We start from the raw sequence: 17,534 nt of genomic DNA, 5'->3' as shown, positions 1-17,534 counted from the left end.
TCACGCCCCGTGAAAGGCTTCGTTGGAAACCTTTTCTGATAACGCTGAAGGGCGCACGTGTCAGTAAGACGCGTGCACGTGCTTTCCCTTATGGTTCTAACATGACGTCCGGGCGACCAGCGTCATATTCGTCGAAGATCAGCGCATGGGCCGGCAGTGCCCAGGGCAGGATGCCTTCCTGGGATTCACAAGTTCGGAATGTGCTGCGGGCAAGATGAGGGCTTAGTTAACCATCACCTCGTCCAGTGCCTGCTCGAGGGTGCTGACCGTGCGATCGATATTTTGCAGTTTTTCGAGTCCGAACAGACCGATGCGGAAGGTCTGGAAGTCGGCCGGCTCGTCGCATTGCAACGGCACTCCGGCGGCGATCTGTAGGCCGTGGTTGGCAAATTTCTTACCGCTCTTGATGTCGGCATCATCGGTGTAGCTCACCACTACGCCAGGGGCCTGAAAGCCGACTGCGGCTACGCTTTTGATGCCTTTGCCGGTCAACATTGCGCGCACCCGATCGCCCAGAGCCTGTTGTTCGCCGCGGACCTTGTCGAAACCGTAGGCTTGCGTCTCTTTCATCACTTCGTTAAATCGCGCGAGGGAATCGCTGGGCATGGTCGCATGGTAGGCATGTCCGCCCTGTTCGTAGGCCTGCATGATCTGAAGCCACTTTTTCAGGTCGCAGGCGAAGCTGCTGCTATGCGTCTGTTCGATGCGCTCGAGGGCCAAAGAACTGAGCATGACCAGGGCGCAGCAAGGGGAGGCGCTCCAGCCTTTCTGCGGTGCGCTGATCAGCAGGTCGACTGCGCATTTCTGCATATCAACCCAAAGCGTGCCTGAGGCGATGCAGTCCAGCACGAACAGGCCACCCACCGCATGCACCGCGTCGCCGACGGCCCGCAGGTACTCGTCGGGCAGGATAATCCCTGATGAGGTTTCAACGTGGGGGGCGAAGACAATCTGCGGCTTCTGCGCCTGAATGGCTGCCAGCACTTCGTCCAGAGGGGGTGGAGCGTAGGCAGCCTGGCGACCAGTGTCGACCGGTCGGGCTTTCAGCACCGTGGTGGCCGCCGGGATGTTGCCCATCTCAAGGATCTGGCTCCAGCGATAACTGAACCAGCCATTGCGTATCACCAGGCATTGCTGGTCGGTGGCAAACTGTCGCGCCACCGCTTCCATGCCAAATGTGCCGCTGCCCGGGACCACCGCAACAGCCTGGGCGTTGTAGACCTGTTTCAGGGTCCTGGAAATGTTCTTCATCACGCCTTGAAATGACAGCGACATGTGGTTGAGCGAGCGGTCGGTGTAGACCACTGAGTACTCAACCAGCCCCTCGGGATCGATACTGGGATATAGCTTTGACATGGGTGACTCCTTGGCAGAGATCTCAGTGGTATCGACCCTGCCCTAAGCCTTGGCAAATGACAAGATTGCTTGGGATTGAATTGCGACTTCTGTCGAGCGGCTGGCATCATCAGGTCGATTACTGGACGTAGCAATGCTCGCAGGTGGCTGCTGAGTTGTGGGAGGGTGGGCCTTAAAGGTTCCTACCTCCTTACGTTCGGTCGATAACGACCAGTTACGAATGGGGCCGAAGCTGGATGAGGGAGGGGGCGGAATATGTATATAGGTGAACTTGCCAAGTTATCGGGATGTACTCCCAAAGCCATTCGTTTGTATGAGCAACTGGGCCTGCTGTCCCCACAGCGCCATGGCAGTTATCGGCTGTACACGGCCCATCACTTGACGCTGGTGCAGATGATCCGCAGCGCCCAGGCGGTGGGGTTCAAACTGGGGGAGATGAGCGAGTTGCTGGCAGCCAAGAAACATCAGGCACCGTTTCCCCTGGCACTGGCCAATCAGGGCATCGAGCTCAAGCGCTTAGAGTTGCAAGCGCAGATCCTCGCCTTGCAGAATCGGGAGCAGCACCTGACGCAGTTGCAACAACAGATCAACCGGAAATTCACCCCCACGTCGGTGCCTGGCGTTGCGTCCAGTATCAGCGCACCAACAGGTGCGCAAACGCCTGCTTGAGGGCGTTCTGCGGCGACGGAGCTGACATACACCACACGCTGGACCCCGGCCTCGGCGGCGGCGCGCAGCACATTACGCGTACCTTGCACGTTGACGTCGACGATCTCGGCGTGTGATGGGTTTACACCTGTTTCACCCAACCACCGGTGCATGCTCGGCCATCAATTCCATTACCCAGTCGATAAATACCCGCACCTTGGCGCTGACATGGCGATTCGGCGGGAATGCCAGATACATCGGCATTGGCGCCATGTGCCAGTCTTCAAACAGCGACAGCAGCTCGCCGCTGACCAAGTGCGGTTTGGCCATGTACTGCGGTAGCCAGAGCATGCCCAGACCAGCCAGGCCGGCGGCGAGGTACGCATTGCCGTCGTCGACCGTCAGTTGCGGGCGGCCCTGGGCCTCGATGCGCTCCTCACCCCGCTGCATCGCGTAGGGCAAGGTTTTGCCTGTACGAAACCAGAGGAAGCCGACGGTATTGTGCCTGCCCTCCTCCAGCTCACGGGGGTGCGCCGGCGTACCGAAGCGCTGCAGATAGCCGGGCGCGGCATAGATGCCGAGTTTCAAATCGCCCACATGCCTTGCCACCAAGGACTGATCGGTGATCTCGCCGCCACGCACCACGCAGTCGACGTTTTCGCCAATGATGTCGACGATGCGATCGCTCACGCCCACGGTTAGCTGAATTTCCGGATAGCGTGCAAAGAACCCCGGCAAGGCTGGTATAAGCAGCATTCGCGCCAGTGGGCTGGGTACATCCACCCGCAGCCGCCCGCGCGGTGTCATCGACGCGCTGGACAAGCTGGTCTCGGCGTCGTCCATATCGACCAGTAGCCGGACGACGCGCTCGTAGTAGGCCGCGCCGTCGGCGGTGACATTGACCTTGCGTGTGGTGCGGTTGAGCAGGCGTACGCGTAGCCTCGCTTCCAGTTGCTGAACGAGCTGCGTCACGGTGGTCTTGCTCATGTGCAGGGTGGCTGCCGCCTTGGTGAAGCTGCCAGTTTCCACCACTCGGGCAAAGGCCTGCATTGCATCGAAACGGTCCATTTCACGCCTCACTCGGGTCTGGATAGTTTGGATTCTACAAACAGTCATGACCAGAGTTGCCCGTTTATTCAGGTCGGTGGTCTTTTTATAGTGGCTCCACCGTAAACACCGGGCCGCGATGGCCCTGAAGGAGGTATGCAATGACCAGCAAACGTGATGTCGTTTTCCCGCCTGACCGCCATGCATTGTACGAGCTCCACCGCTACTCGCCGGCGATTCGCTCCAACGGTTTTCTGTTCGTATCCGGTCAGGTCGGCAGCCGCAAGGATGGCTCGGCCGAGCCGGACCTCGCGGCACAGGTTCGCATGGCCTTCGCCAACCTCAACGCGATCCTGGCCGAGGCCGGCAGTAGTTTCGAGGATGTGGTCGACACGACCATCTTCATGGTCGACCCCGACTCGAAATTCGAAACCATCTGGGAAGTGGCGGCCGAGTACTGGGGCGAAGCTCCCTACCCGACGGCGACCGCTATCGGCGTGACCTGGCTGTCCGGCTTCGACTTCGAGATCAAGGTGATCGCCAAACTACCGCAATAGAGCCAGCCAAACCCCTCCTCCGACCGCCAAAGGGAACCATTTTGTTTTTCCTGGAGCGACCCTCCACTCCCGGTCGGTTTCTGCCTGATGTCACCGTCCGCTTCTGACGACGATCAGACGCTTGATGCCAAAAAGAGGTGGAGAGTTGATTCTGGCAAGCGATGAGCAGACATTTTTTTGCGATTTACTCTGATACGCTGCTGAAACACTCGTTTACAGGAGTTGTTCGCATGATTGGCAAGTTAATTTCGACGGGGTTCAGTTTGGCCACCTTGCCCGCCCGCCTGACTTTTCGCAGCGTCCGCGCCTTGGCCATGACGCCTGCCGAAGCCGGCCGCCTGCTGGCGGACATGCGTCAGGCATCGGATCAGGCAGTGCAGGAACTCCAGGGGCTGTTGGCCAACGTCGATGCGGACATGACCCACAAAACGGCGCACCTCAGTGCTGCCGACAAGCGCCTGGCAGCCGAACTGGCCCTGCACGCCGCCGAACAACACCTGAACATGGCCGCGATCAACATTCTGCGGGCCGTATGGCTGACGCTTCACTCGACGCCGAACTTACCGCCAAGCGAGCTTGATAAGCGGCTTGAACAGAGACGTAACGACTAACAGACCGTCCGGCGGATCGGTCGATCCGAACGAGAAATGAGAGCTCAGCATCCTTGAATCGGCGCTTCATGTGCAGGTGGGGTTTATGGAGCGCTTACGATCTTCGATCCAAGGGCGAGTGTCGATTTTGAAAAGTTTGGGTAGAGAAATTGCACTCCACTTGACCATAAACTTAGTCACCATGATCGGTAGAGAGCTGCCCATCGCTGCCGGTGGCCACAGGCAGAAATCGGCCAGAAGCGGACCCTCAAAAGCATCTACGAACACAGGGGCGATTCAAGTTGGCGTTCTCTCCCACCACAGCTCGTAGCGAGACGCTCCTTAGCGTCGTGAATCTAGTCGGTGCCTGCTGCGCAAGAAGCTCTCGATAGCAGGATCTGAGACCACGCCAGCCTCAAACGCATGCTTATCCCCACGAATCACCCCTGGCAGGCAATTAGTTGAGGTAGTTCCGCAGAATACGTCTACATGCCAACCCTTTATGCCCCCTCCCTTATCGCCAGCGAAGAAGTAGCCGTCATGTTCCACAACCACTCCTGACGGAAGCTTAACAGAAGCCCCTCTTGCACTGGGAGCATATACTACAGACCCTATTGGAATATATTTACTATCCACAGAAATTGTTCGAAGAGGCACAAGTTGATAATCCCTAACCCCATCTCCAAACCTCCCTTTGCTAATATAAAATTGAGATTCCCCCGTGCTCAGTATCCACTCATCCCCCTTCTTGTTTGGATCTATATTTAACACAGCACTACAATCAACTTGAGATCTCGCCTCACGACCACTGTAGTTGAGCATCCTAACCTGCCACTTATAGGAAACCTCTATAGTCCCTTCAATAGCGGCAAGACACCACTCTCGATAGGAAACATTGTCAGAAAGGGCCACTCCGTTTATGTCCCTAAACGGAATACCATCCACTGCAACTGAAGGTGCCTTGTGCACATAATAATGCGTTGCCCATAGTAATTTATCCAGCTTAACAGTAGACGGCGGAGGATTTAAATTGAATTCATCCTGCTCTCCCCCCAGCCATCACATTCACACTCACAAGACAAACAACCAAAACCGGAATTAAATAGCGCATTTTAGCCACCCTGCATGGAACCAGGCCCTGCCCTACGAAAAAGGCAAGCTGAGTCTGTGCCAAGACACAGCCCCAGCCAAACTCTGTTGACTCATAGCCCCACAAGTCGAGTTTTTTGCATTTCAGAGTTCAAACAACGACTCACGCCATCCTTCTCTCCGTAAAGGCTATCCTGATCCTTCGACACAGTTATACTTTCAATTTTTGAGCTTTTATCCGCAGTAGCCTCTCCGACCTTATAAAGGCGATCAACAGCAACATAAACATAGTAAGGTTTGGACTTTATTATCTGAACAAAAGCAGCCTCATCATACGTCATAAATGTATGACAAAGAGGCATAGAGTCACTCAAGTTAATATATTCAGACACAGTGGACACGCCGAGCTCACGGCTCTTATCAGAAAACTTCGTATTAGCCATAAGAACCTTCTCGGAACGACCATTAAACAAGCGTCTCAAGAACGACGTGTCATACTCACTTAATGGCTCAACAATCTCATCAGCTAGGATTTTGAATGTTAACTGTTTAGTAGGTGACGGCAGTGGTTGCGCTAAGCAATCTTCGACCATTCCTGTGGTCAGATACTTCCTATGATTTGTTAAGAGATAGGACTCTAGAAGCCTCTGCAAGTCGGACTGATTAAGGCTATCCCTATATGTGGCACTCAGAAGATCGCATTCTCTTGTAACTGTGGCTAACCCCCCGGCCTTAAATGCCCCTCCCTCAGTAGCTCTACGCGCGACCAATACCTCATTAGGTGATTTCCCACCACTAATAGTCTTACTCAGTATTTGGCCATACGCGGAGGTATCCAGGACAGAATCCTTGGAAATACGCTGAAAGGTAAGTAGCGTCCTTGGGGCGGCATCACCAATAGTTCCTTTCAGCGTCGCCTTGCTTTCGTGGTTTTGAACCCCTGGAATATCAAAGTCAACCACATAGTCAAGGCCCGACCTAGCCGCTTGTTCGTATGCATTGACTAGAAACGGCAGCACAGCATCAGTAACAGGCGCACTAATAAGATTAGACTTATCACCAAGGATTGTCTTCGCCACATTAACTAAGTTAGTAATTCCATCAATTTTCTCCTCTGACACATAAATAAGACCAAGTTGGTGACCTGGTTTAGTTGAGCCAATCAGCAATTGTCCATTTAAGCTTTTTTCGCGATATTCATGAATAGTGCACTTACCTGTCTTATCGTCATAGCTCATATTTAACACCGGAATCTTGTCCAAAGTAACCACGAGCGATGCCTTGTTACTCTTACCAATCAAACTACGCACCACCGAACCCTTAAAGCTATCAACGCAGAACGCTGGCATCGCATATGTATTTATGGCTATAACCTGATACTGATCATCCCTGGCTTGCACAGAGTCCGACAACTCAAAATATACAGTAATATCCTTCTTTCCCCACGCATGCGCACTCGGAACTATCATCAGACACATCAGACTAAAATATGCCGCTAGATATTTTTTCATACTACCTCCTTGTTATGCCTTTCTTGTCAGATCATGACAAATAGCCATAAGGCTATAGACCATTCCTTTCACTCATGCAAATCCAGCATGAGGAACAGTCCCTCCATATAGGTAGGCGCGATAAGGAAGTGTCGAATTAGCTAGGTCAGCGTGGCTATGACCTAGCTCGAATGGTCAAGATGCCCTAGTGTTCAAGCGTTGGCCTGGATGGCCGCTCATCAATGAAAGGACTCCGCATGCGCTTCCTCCCCTATCTGTTCGTTGCTCTTGTGTCGACCATTTGAACAGCCCCGGCTTTCCTGGAGGCTGTTCAGCCTAAATGCCGTCCTAATTCAATCAACGCCTGCTTCTGGCCGATTGCTGCATGTCGCGAAGGGCTCCAGTCGGCCAAAAGCAAACGTCCATCAATGACCGCTTCCTACCGATTCTGTTGAAAAAGTCGGCTTCGGTTTCCAGGGCAGAAAAGTACGCGTCGTAGATTGAAATCCTAACTTTCGGCAGTGGCTTCCTTGCTCAGATTTCACGTAGCAGCGCGCAAAAGAGGTGTTTCCACCCATCAATTTTCGAGCAGTTTGGAGAAACCGACTTTTTCAACACAATCTACCCTTAGCCGTCATTCGAATGCGGATTGACGAACATTACCCAGATATCTAGGGATGTTTAGAGCTTCGAAGCCTGAATGGCTGCTTCGAGCAAAGGGCCCGTGATCCGGCGGCCATTGTAATCATCGACAAAGTAATTGATTCGGTTAGCCAGGTGCTGAATGGATAGCCAGCCCAAGCCTCGGTAGTCACGCAATTCCTCATCGTTGAGCTTAATCAGGCATTCGTAACTCACAAAAGACGCCTCGCAGTTGACGAGGACATAGATTGAGCCATCTCCTGCGCGAAGAACATGCCAGTAGTCGTCCGTAGTGTGATATGTCGCAGGGGCGAGCTGAACCAGATCCATGTTTGATTTTCGTACGTTACCTTTCAGTTTCTAACCATAACATGACTGCGAGCGCACAATTCTCGAATGCCTGCTATTGGCCGTTTGCTGCCCCTCACGACAGGCAGCAATCGGCTGAGCAGCCACTCGAACACATCACCTGGATCAGCTGTTTTGTAGGACGAAGCGGTCACCGATGTTCCGCTGCCAACATTGACCTGAACTGAGAAATGATCTCTGAAGATAGCCCGGCACCTTCGAACACTGCGCAGGTGAAGCTAACGGGTGCAGGGCCTGGAGCAGTTATGATGCGGTCTGCAACCACAGCTACCGGACTGTTTCGATAAAGCGTGCGCCCTTCATAACCTTCGGCATTCTGTTTTAAGAAGTCAGCGCTGTTCGAGGTATGAGGAACCGTGTCGAGAAGCCCGGCCCTAGCAAGTGCCAGCGTTCCCCCACAGATACCGGCAATTGTCGCTCCATTTGAACGACTAGCATGAAGAAAGCCTCGAATATCCGGTGCTTCTGCACTTTCCCAGACCATTCCTCCAATGACGACAACAACGTCCGGTTTCCAGTCCAGACATTGTTGCAAACTGCTATCGACAGTTACAGCCAATCCACCCTGCGAGCGGAACTGCCCCGTAGCAGAAGCGAAAAACCTGACGTCGATCCCGTAAAACGGGGACGCAGTTCCAGCAATGAAAGCATATTCCCAGTCCGCAAAACCGGGTGTCAGTATCAATCCCACACGTGCCATCAGTCAGAATCCTCCATGAATGCCAATAACATTTGGCGACAACAAACATACATCAAGGGTTGCTTTGGGTCGATTGAAGCCCCTTGCGACAGGCAGCGATCGCCCTGTAACTGCCGCTCGGAACTATCGACGAATCTAGGGGCGATTCCCAATTTCCCTGAAGCCCAAACTCACGCCGCGCCTCTCTGGAACAAATACCACTTCACAATGCGTCACTATGATGAGTAGGGTCTGCCCGCTAAATTCGACGCCCGTCACTCGTTGGCCTGCTAGGCGCAGCATGGAGAAATTATGCGAATTTTTATCGACGAGTCAGGATCGTTCGCCTATGCGCCCGATCCCAATGCTTGGAGCACCGTTGGCGCAGTCGTTATCTTGGACGAGGCTATGGACGCGGCTAAAACCGCACTCCAACAATTCAAAGTGGATAATGGTTTTCCCCCAACTGAGGAGTTGAAGCTCGGGAAAGTTCGCGATGAGTTGAGCTACTTTCGACTTTTGAACCGGCTCGCTCAGTTAAATTGCACGCTTTATGGACTGGCAACAAACGCTCACCTCAATACCCCCGAAGCTGCACGCGGACATAAATTGCAGGCCGCCAAAGGGTTGGTGAAGCATATTGACAGGATGGTTCATCAAAGCATGAAAGACAGTATTCTAAGCCTCTCCAAGCAATTGCTTGCGTTGTCAGATCAGCTCTATATCCAGTTCACCTGTCAAATTCAATTGATGCATTACGTAATTTCGCAAGCGGTGACCTACTACGTCCAAGTCAGCCCTGAGTCTTTGGGCTCATTTGTATGGCGCGTGGATCAAAAAGAACCTGCAAGAAAAACTGAGTTCGAAGATGTGTTCGAAAAGCTTAGCCCACCATATCTACAAACGTTATCTATAGATGATCCACTGCCAAGAGTCGAAGGCTTCGATTACAGCCATATGGCAAAGTACGATTGCGCAGAGGAGCCAACGTATCTCAAAGAGCAATACGGAGTTGATGTTGACCTAAGCGATGTATTGGATATCGGAAGGTTGATAAGAGATGACATCCAATTCGTTGACTCTCGAAGCGATTTTGGCATTCAGCTGGCTGACCTCGTGGTGTCAGGGTTAAGGCGATGTCTGAGAAAGGAGTTCAATGACAACCTAAGAGCTGCGGCGTTTTTAGGACGGTTAATGGTCGGACGTGGGCGCGGTCAGCAACCGTTGCTGCTGTTATCACTCGGCGAGGAAAAGGCACTGGACAAGCCTACTGAACGTCTTGTCAGAATGATGAAGCGGCAGCAACGTCCCATGATCCGTGAATGAGACGTTGGTATTGCCAACCTTCCACGCCCATCCAATGCCCGTCCAATTTAGGTAGATTTCTATTCTGCACATATACACAAAAGATGTCTGAGGTGAGTGGCCGCTTATGGCCGAAAGTGGACGGTGGACACGGTGATGGCAAATGAGTAGTGTCACCGATACTGATATCAAATTTGGAGGGTGGCAGGGCTTTCCGTCATCCAGTCGCGTCTCTCCCAGAGCTACCGCGACCACCTCAAAGCTAGACAGGGACTAACAGGGCGACAAGGAACATTATGCGACACGCCATCGCGATTAAAATCGCGACATGGCATATCAATGACAGTTGGCTTCATGGGCGAGACTTATGCCAAGCTTTGTATGGGACAGAGACACAGAGGATGCATGGAATGAACCCTATGAGTATGGGGGGCAAGAGCAGTTTCATCGAGAGGCTTGTAAAGTTCTATCATCAATAAAATGTCACTATGCAGAAAAAGACATGCACTTTGATCGAGATGAACAAACTCTCGACAAAGCGATCTGGCTAATACAAATAGATGCCTTAGAGGCGATAATAGATGCCTTGAAATTAACAGAAGAAAAGAGGCATCGAATTGCCTCGCGCTTATTTCGTGATGCGGTAGAAACAATGGATATTTCGGCCTACTTTTATTTGGCTGGTGACGGAGCAAGGAAAGATCTCGCGAAGTGGTATAACAACGAAGTCATTCCACATAGGGTATTTAGAGAATTCATAAAAAAATTCGAATGCCAGGATAAAGCTAAAAACTTAAGCAATCTTTACAGCGACCTCAGCAAGTATACGCATAGGACACATAGTGCGATAACCAAAAGCTACCTGCTCGGCAGAAACAACAAAATTGCCTATGATGGCTTTTCCGAGACCGGTTTTAGAGTACTTCCGCATGTCATATCTCTTTCGTATGCAATAATCGCAGCATTAATCAAAAGATTTATCACGATTGCCGAAAATAGCCATCAAATCGACTCTGCCAAAGTTCGCGATATTTGGGCAACATCATTGGAGCAAGAGACAGTACCAAGACGCTTTGGTCCAGGGCCAGGCCAGATACTAAGAAGCGCTCCTATAGCGTTTGAGCTAAAGTTGGATGAAGATTAACTGAATTGTCCCTAGTTTTGCTGATGGGTTGAGTGTCTGCTTTTGGCCGTTTTCTGCCTGTCGTGACCGGCTGAAAACGACCCAAAGCAGCCGGTCATCTTGGAAGCGACGGTGAGCATGAGCGGGATTTCAAACCAGGCTGAAAATGCTCGCTTCTCCAGTCTGTACATCGTACGCAACTAATGCCTCTTGAAAGGCGTCAGCGCTGCAAACGAGTTCACCGTGACTGTTCCAGATGGCAGAACAACCTGCTGCTACAAAGTCGTCGGCGGTGCCTATACAGTTCGCCATCATCACCGTCATGGAATGCTTTTTAGCAATCATCGGATAATGACTGTTTGCCGATGCAATACCTCCCTCAGACTTGGCCACGCTTGCCAAATACACCTGAGCGCCTGACTCTGCGGCTTGTGCGGCGTGGCTTGGTAGCAGTGACTCGTAGCAAATGGCGGGTGCAAGGACAAAATTTTCCTGACTCAGCACAAGCTTCTCGGTGCCCGGAGTGAAAAAAGGTAATTCGTCGAAATGTAGATGCTGTTTTGAATAGCTCGTGCGCTCCAGGCCGGGCTGGAAGGTGATCATGCTGATCTCGGTGCCTTTAGTTCCCTTCGTTGGCGCGCCAACAGCGATGGTCATCCCATATAGGTCGCTTAATCTCTGGAACTCATCAAAACGGCCGTCGCTCGGATGCACCGCCAAGACCTCAGCCAGCCTCGGTTCGTAACCGGTGAGGGAAAGCTCGGGAAAAAGCACGAGATCGGCGCCTTGGCTTGCAGCCAGGTGGATGACATCAATGTGTCTGGTGATGTTTTTCTGATATTCCCCGGGTACAGGGAGGATCTGCGCAGCGATTAGCTTCATTTCCCGTCTCGCTTCCATGTGTAGGGTTAACTTCGAGAGTGACTGAACGTTTGCTCAGCCTCTGCTTAAAGTCAATGCATGCTGCACGAACGTTGGCAGTTTGAAAAGTGCGTACGCGGGAGTTTGCACGAACGCCAATGGCCGCTCCTGGCCGATTGCCGTCTCACAAGAGGATCCATTACGCTTGGAAGAATCGATCGGGCCGGCATGGGCAAAGGGCACTGGACGGTTTGTCATCAATGATCTCCTCGCTGGCCAGGCGTCCCACTACCGCCGCCAAAGTAATTCCAGGGTGCATTGCACAAACATAAACGCCGCCCACTTTTGGTAGATAACCGATGACGGGGATGCCATCGGCAGGCATGGGCCTAAGTCCGACACAAGCCCATTCCGGATCTATGGAAACAACACCATGGAGTTCGTTCTGGATTGTCTTGGCAGTTCGAAGCGCTATCGCTGCCGGCTGATTTTCCATGGCGTCGTCCAAGTAATCTTCTGCCGCCAGCAACGCACCATCCGAACTTTGCCTCACTTCCATTTCAGGGCTGGAGATGAGGGTGTGCACGAGGTTGGGTTGTGACTTGTAACGGATGAAAATGGCAGGCGAGGCCTCTATTGGCAGGGACACTTCAAGCATGTCAGTCAGCTTCGAGATGCCTGTCCCGGCTGCCAATACGACAATATCGGCATCGATGATGCCTATTGTAGTTTCGACTCCGATCACCTTTGCACTCTGGGTTACAAAACCGAGCACTCGCGTCTGAGTCAGAGTTTTCGCCCCATATGCCTCGGCACCTGCGATTAACGCATGCGAAACCGCCACTGCATCCAGCGCCCCTTCTTCAGTTGCATTTAAAGCAGACTGAGGAGGGTTCTTTAAATTTGGTTCAAGGTCGAGAATCTGCGATCGAGACACCAGGTTTGCCGAAGTCTGGTTACCTGAGATCGGCAGCGCTCCACTCGCCATCACGCTGTAAGACAAGGCACCTGTCCATCGTATTTTCAGACCAGGCAGCTGCGTTTCGAGTCGGCGGTACTCCTTGATTGCAGAACCGCGCAGTTGCGCAATTGGGTCAGGTTCGGGGTGTGAGGTATTGATCCAAGCGAATGAACTGCCAGTCACTCCCGAAGCTATACCTTCAGCCTCGACCAAGGTGACATTCGCGCCTTTACCTGCCAAGTGATACGCCAATGACGCGCCCACGATGCCTGCACCAATGACAACGACTCGTTTGCCCTGACCATTTCCCATATCAACCTCCGTTCTGTCGATGTGCCGATGGTATGACAGCTGGATGATTTCATGACATGAGAACCTGATCGTTCAGGACGCTTTTTGAGTGTCTGCTTCTGGCCGATTGTGTTGAAAAAGTCGACCCGGGCAGGATGCTCATGCATTGAGCGGTGAAAACGCCTTTTTTGCGCGCTGCCACGTCAATTCTGAGCCCTGATCCGTCTGCTCAAAACACGGATTTAAATCTCAGACGCGTGCTTTTCTGCCGTGGAAACCGAAGCCGACTTTTTCAACAGAATCGGCCGATTGCTGCCTGTCGATCGAAGGACTCCACAGCCCTTTTGAAGGGAGCGCTCCGAATGTGGAGATCGAATAACGCCCAATGCTGAGGTGCAATGCCGACGTTTTCAGAGGCTTCGAGATGATGGTCAGGGCAGAGATTGGAGGCTGGTTTTGATGGTAGTGACCACACGGTTACGGCCTTCATGTTTAGCGTGATATAGGCGTTGATCGGCTATACGCAGAATTGCCTCGATGGTGTCGCCGTCGCGTCCAAATTGCGATACGCCGATGCTCACTGTGACCACGGTTGGCCACTGCAGGCCATGAAAAGAATTATTTGCAACGGTGCTTCGCAGGCGCTCAGCGATTACATGTGCGCCTTCAAGTGAAGTCTGAGGTAGCAGTATCATGAATTCTTCTCCGCCCACTCGGGCTACACCGTCATACGGCCGGATCGAATCGAGGCATTTCTCCACGAAACTCTTCAGGATGTCATCGCCTACCTGATGCCCGAAGCGATCGTTGATGGACTTGAAATTATCCAGATCGAGTGCCAATACGGAGAACGGCTCACCGCCGCGCTTGGTCCGGCCAATTTCGACTTCGACCCGCTCCATGAACCGACGCCGATTATCAGCGCCTGTCAGGGGATCAGTCGCCGCAAGGTGCCCGAGCTCTTGATTGGTGCGCTGGAGTTCCTGCAGGGCGCTCTCGGTATACGCCATCGCTTCGGCAAGACGCACCATCAACTCCTCTTGGCTGTAAATCTTCGAGAACGACCGCGTGGTGAGAAACGCTTGCACGACCCCATAGCTCAACATGAAGAATCCACCGGCAAAGATCGCGTGAGCGAGCCACCACATATGGTTCCACGGACGTGCAAGGATGAAGGCAAGAGATGACAGCGCGAACGCGGTGACCGAGATAACAAAAATCATCATCAGCGGCGAACGGATACGGCGCAGCAGGAGCATTGCCACGGTCAATGTGGAAAGAACGAGGGCACCACCTTCCATCGAGAGGCGCACCGCGAGGTTTCCGGCGATCGGCGAACTTGCGACGTACGCCACTGCCACGTCAACCAGCAGGAACAGTCCTATCCAGGTCAGCCACGGGCGGGACTTCATTCGTTGGTCCGCGGCATCAGGTGGGCGGTGGTACGACAGCATTCCGACTAACAGTAGAGTCGCCATGACGAGTCGAGAGGCCGGACCATAAAGCAGGAAGAGCCAGATATTGTGGTGTGCAAGCCCGGTGAACGCACCATGCAACGCGTAGATCAGCACAAAACCGAGAAAGCCAAGCGTCATCCAGCGCAGCAGCGGGTCTCCCGATGACTGATAGCAGCGCCACGTTACGTACGTCACAAACAAGCCTTCCAAGGTGGCTGCCGTGATCGCAATGATATGGAACAGGTGGTTCTCGAATTTAAGGGTGGGGTCTTGAAAGACGTATAAGTAGCCAATCAAAAAGGCCGGAACAAACGCAAATCCGACGAGCAGTAAGTAGGCGTAAACCTTGACCATAAGGCGAACGGCTTCAGGTGGCTCGCCGCTGGCAATGAGATTGCTCATGGTTCCCTCCAAGTTCAAATCCGTTTAGCCAACACCGGTCCGATGATGGCTCCAAAGCCGCCCACATGCCAACGGCCCCTCGCATCATTACGCAGATATGGGATGGACCGATCTATGGCAATTTTAGACTCCTTACCAATTTCTGCTTCAGAAACAGGTAAAGATGTTCACGCGAACGCAACACACTAGTAAAGAATGTCTCGTTATTCTCATCGGCCAAGGATTAGCTGTCCTTTCTTAAATTCAGGTGGAGATCATGCCTGGACTAGCGGAGTTAGCTAGATGACTTTGCCGGCCGAGGTGATTGCCCCAGCCTCCCTAGTCATAGGAAGATATCCGATGGGGCCGCTTTGGGTCCGATTTCAGTCAGTCGTGAGAGGCAGGAATTGGCCGATCGCTACCGATCGTGGATGGCTGTTATGGGTCGATTCTGTTGAAAAAGTCGGCGCTCGGATTCAGTCTCTTCTACAGAGCCGATCCATAACGGCCGTTCCATCAGAGTTTCGGGCACCATAACGACCTTAAAAAACAGAACCTCGAATATGAATCATGAACTTTGGCAGGAACCTGATGGCTGTCAGACCTTTTGTCTAGCCGGTGCTCAAGGTGATGGTGCGCGTGCGCTTATGCATTCGGAAGCGAAGCTTGTTTGGGAGGTCGAGGCTGAAAGTCATTTTGAAGCGATGACTAAATATTATGCGCACATGCAGTGGGGCGAATACCTGACGGACTTTCCCGAACAAGACAAGACTTACTACAGAAAACTGGGCTGGGAATGACCAGTCAAGAGTCGGATAAAACTGCGGAACCCTCTTTATCTGATAACCACTTGCCATGGTCTGCTTTGGGTCGACTTTGCTAAGAATGGCGCTCCTGTGTCGTCTACGGCAAAATCACTCCATCGGCCAGCGGGAGATTACGCAGCATGATGGGACAGTTATCGAGTGGGCAGGAGTGACTGTTTTACTCGTTCAACCTTGAAAATCACATCCCAGCCAATCACCTTCTGCGCAGCATTGAGTACCCAATCATTCGACCTTTTCCAAAAATCGACACGGCCGTTTTCGGGACAGTGATCTGTTTCGCTGGTTGTTCAACGAGGTGCTGCGTCGCTGCATGGACACAGGCCTGGTCAAGGGCGAAGGCTTTGCCGTGGACGCCAGCATCATCAAAGCAGATGCGAGTCGGCAACGCGGCGTGCCGGGAGATGAACAGGTCAACTGGAGCGATCCGTCCCTGAGCACCCGCGCCGTGCGTGAGTACCTTGAAGCCCTTGATGAAGAGGCTTTGGCCGAAACGCTGCCGAAGCGTTTATCACTGACTGATCCTCAGGCTCGCTGGACCGCTGCTCCAGGCGGCCCGGCGTTCTACGCTTACTCCACGAATTATCTGATCGATACCGAGCACGGCGTGATTCTGGATGTGGAACCCACACCGGCTCATCGCACGGCCGAGGTCGAGAGCACCAAGACGATGATCAATCGCGTTGACACGCAGTTCGACATCAAGCCGCCTGTGCCGGTGTGGGACAAAACTGAGCGCAAGAACGACAGTTTATCGAGCACCGATTTCCACTGGAATGAAGAGGCTGAGGAATACCGCATTTGCAGCCCCCTCGCAGTGGCGCTACACCCCAGCTTGCTCGTTGAGATTTACCTCCGGCCCTGGCTGGCGCAGGCCCCGTGTCAGCCAGTGAGGCAAGCCTCTCCAATTGCCAACCAGCCGACCAGAAAGCCCAACTGGCAGCCCAGCATCTGCCGGGCCTCTCCCTGCTGAGCTATGTCCCGCCGTCATCCACTGTTGCAGGTGTCGCGGCCGTGCCGGCCAAGAGCCCACCATCAATATTGAACTCACTGCCGGTCATGTACGTCGCTTCGTCCGAGGCAAGTAACAGAGCCAGAGCCGCAACTTCTTCGGGCATGCCGAAACGCCTGAGCGGCGTGTCTCGAACCAGGGCGGCCATTCGCTCTTCACGACCGGCGTCGGTGCCCAACATTGGCTCCCACATGGGTGTGAGAATCGCCGCAGGATGAATCGAGTTGCACCGAACTTTGAGACCTTGCTCGGCGCAGTAGAGCGCTACCGTTTTTGTGTGATTGCGCACTGCGCCCTTGGACGACGCGTACGCCGCGGCGCCCGGAATACCGACCAGGCCTGAGCGAGAGGAGATGTTGATAATGGAGCCTGATCCTGGATTTCGCATAGCGCGGATGGCGTACTTGCAGCCGAGGAATACACCATCGAGATTGGTTCGGTGCACGGCGCGCCAGTCCTCCAGACGTGCATGTTCCGGATCATGCAGCACGGCGCCTTGCTCAAATCCGGTGATACCTGCGTTGTTCACCAGGACGTCCAGCCTGCCGTGCTCCGTCAGGATTTGCGTCGTCACTTGCTGCCAGTCTTCTTCGCTGCGCACATCAAGGCGCAAGTAACTGGCGTGCTGACCCAGTGAGCTGGCAACACTGCGGCCGAGTTCGTCGTTTATGTCAGTGACGTAGACAAAGCAGCCCTCTTCTACGAACAGTCGCGCAATCGCGGCGCCAATCCCTTGGGCGGCCCCCGTTACGATCGCAATCTTGGAAGTGAGTTTATTGGCCATGGATGTAGCGACTCCCGAGGTTGATGTGCGCCAAGCGTAGAGAAATCAGTCTACGCCGAGCAGCGGCA

The 17,534-nt window shown here is 53.2% G+C and carries 16 protein-coding genes and 2 pseudogenes; 7 read left to right on the top strand and 11 right to left on the bottom strand.

Translation table 11 applies throughout. The features are described 5' to 3' along the window. Positions 1 to 222 precede the first annotated feature (222 nt). A complete protein-coding gene (locus ACA055_RS11645; protein WP_497683754.1) occupies positions 223 to 1,356 on the bottom strand; it encodes an aminotransferase class V-fold PLP-dependent enzyme in 1,134 nt (377 codons plus the stop codon). A gap of 255 nt (positions 1,357 to 1,611) precedes the next feature. Between ACA055_RS11645 and ACA055_RS11640 the strand changes: the two genes are divergently transcribed. After that, positions 1,612 to 2,025: a MerR family transcriptional regulator gene (locus tag ACA055_RS11640; RefSeq protein WP_497683753.1), complete on the top strand. Its 414-nt coding sequence runs from the start codon at positions 1,612 to 1,614 to the stop codon at positions 2,023 to 2,025. An 11-nt stretch (positions 2,026 to 2,036) separates the two neighbouring features. Here the strand turns inward: ACA055_RS11640 and ACA055_RS11635 are convergent. After that, positions 2,037 to 2,177, bottom strand: a pseudogene (locus ACA055_RS11635) (NAD-dependent epimerase/dehydratase family protein); the annotation flags it as partial. Next, complete coding sequence (locus tag ACA055_RS11630; RefSeq protein ID WP_497683752.1) at positions 2,158 to 3,072, bottom strand: LysR family transcriptional regulator; 915 nt, start codon at positions 3,070 to 3,072, stop codon at positions 2,158 to 2,160. The pseudogene ACA055_RS11635 and the gene ACA055_RS11630, both read right to left, overlap by 20 nt. Positions 3,073 to 3,212: 140 nt before the next feature. Between ACA055_RS11630 and ACA055_RS11625 the strand changes: the two genes are divergently transcribed. Both ACA055_RS11625 and ACA055_RS11620 read left to right on the top strand, forming a co-directional pair. Continuing rightward, a complete protein-coding gene (locus tag ACA055_RS11625; RefSeq protein WP_497683751.1) occupies positions 3,213 to 3,608 on the top strand; it encodes a RidA family protein in 396 nt (131 codons plus the stop codon). 230 nt (positions 3,609 to 3,838) lie between these two features. After that, positions 3,839 to 4,219 carry a hypothetical protein gene (locus tag ACA055_RS11620; protein ID WP_497683750.1) on the top strand — a complete coding sequence of 127 codons (381 nt, stop codon included), beginning with the start codon at positions 3,839 to 3,841 and terminating at the stop codon, positions 4,217 to 4,219. 321 nt (positions 4,220 to 4,540) lie between these two features. On the opposite strand, the gene ACA055_RS11615 is transcribed toward ACA055_RS11620, so the two are convergent. The 4 genes from ACA055_RS11615 to ACA055_RS11600 form a co-directional block, all read right to left on the bottom strand. Continuing rightward, complete coding sequence (locus ACA055_RS11615; protein ID WP_497683749.1) at positions 4,541 to 5,167, bottom strand: 3D domain-containing protein; 627 nt, start codon at positions 5,165 to 5,167, stop codon at positions 4,541 to 4,543. Between the two features lie 233 nt (positions 5,168 to 5,400). Continuing rightward, positions 5,401 to 6,798: a hypothetical protein gene (locus ACA055_RS11610; protein ID WP_497683748.1), complete on the bottom strand. Its 1,398-nt coding sequence runs from the start codon at positions 6,796 to 6,798 to the stop codon at positions 5,401 to 5,403. 660 nt (positions 6,799 to 7,458) lie between these two features. Further along, a complete protein-coding gene (locus tag ACA055_RS11605; RefSeq protein ID WP_497683747.1) occupies positions 7,459 to 7,749 on the bottom strand; it encodes a hypothetical protein in 291 nt (96 codons plus the stop codon). A 169-nt stretch (positions 7,750 to 7,918) separates the two neighbouring features. Further along, on the bottom strand, positions 7,919 to 8,488 hold the full coding sequence (locus ACA055_RS11600; RefSeq protein ID WP_497683746.1) for a DJ-1/PfpI family protein: 570 nt from the start codon (positions 8,486 to 8,488) through the stop codon (positions 7,919 to 7,921). A 291-nt stretch (positions 8,489 to 8,779) separates the two neighbouring features. Between ACA055_RS11600 and ACA055_RS11595 the strand changes: the two genes are divergently transcribed. Further along, a complete protein-coding gene (locus tag ACA055_RS11595; RefSeq protein WP_497683745.1) occupies positions 8,780 to 9,793 on the top strand; it encodes a DUF3800 domain-containing protein in 1,014 nt (337 codons plus the stop codon). 346 nt (positions 9,794 to 10,139) lie between these two features. After that, complete coding sequence (locus tag ACA055_RS11590; protein WP_497683744.1) at positions 10,140 to 10,916, top strand: hypothetical protein; 777 nt, start codon at positions 10,140 to 10,142, stop codon at positions 10,914 to 10,916. Between the two features lie 129 nt (positions 10,917 to 11,045). On the opposite strand, the gene ACA055_RS11585 is transcribed toward ACA055_RS11590, so the two are convergent. From ACA055_RS11585 to ACA055_RS11575, 3 genes are all read right to left on the bottom strand, one after another. Further along, positions 11,046 to 11,777: a carbon-nitrogen hydrolase family protein gene (locus ACA055_RS11585; protein ID WP_497683743.1), complete on the bottom strand. Its 732-nt coding sequence runs from the start codon at positions 11,775 to 11,777 to the stop codon at positions 11,046 to 11,048. A gap of 178 nt (positions 11,778 to 11,955) precedes the next feature. Further along, a complete protein-coding gene (locus ACA055_RS11580) occupies positions 11,956 to 13,029 on the bottom strand; it encodes an NAD(P)/FAD-dependent oxidoreductase (RefSeq protein WP_497683742.1) in 1,074 nt (357 codons plus the stop codon). A 410-nt stretch (positions 13,030 to 13,439) separates the two neighbouring features. Beyond that, complete coding sequence (locus tag ACA055_RS11575; protein WP_497683741.1) at positions 13,440 to 14,867, bottom strand: GGDEF domain-containing protein; 1,428 nt, start codon at positions 14,865 to 14,867, stop codon at positions 13,440 to 13,442. A 542-nt stretch (positions 14,868 to 15,409) separates the two neighbouring features. Between ACA055_RS11575 and ACA055_RS11570 the strand changes: the two genes are divergently transcribed. Next, entirely contained in the window at positions 15,410 to 15,646 is a 237-nt protein-coding gene (locus ACA055_RS11570; RefSeq protein ID WP_497683740.1) for a hypothetical protein, read from the top strand. A gap of 179 nt (positions 15,647 to 15,825) precedes the next feature. Next, positions 15,826 to 16,469, top strand: a pseudogene (locus ACA055_RS11565) (transposase); the annotation flags it as partial. Between the two features lie 175 nt (positions 16,470 to 16,644). Here ACA055_RS11565 and ACA055_RS11560 read toward each other — a convergent pair. After that, positions 16,645 to 17,466: a glucose 1-dehydrogenase gene (locus ACA055_RS11560; RefSeq protein ID WP_497683739.1), complete on the bottom strand. Its 822-nt coding sequence runs from the start codon at positions 17,464 to 17,466 to the stop codon at positions 16,645 to 16,647. Positions 17,467 to 17,534 lie beyond the last annotated feature (68 nt).

It is taken from the genome of Pseudomonas sp. LBUM1657 (genome assembly GCF_059716075.1).
This window is presented reverse-complemented; position numbering and strand designations above follow the sequence as displayed.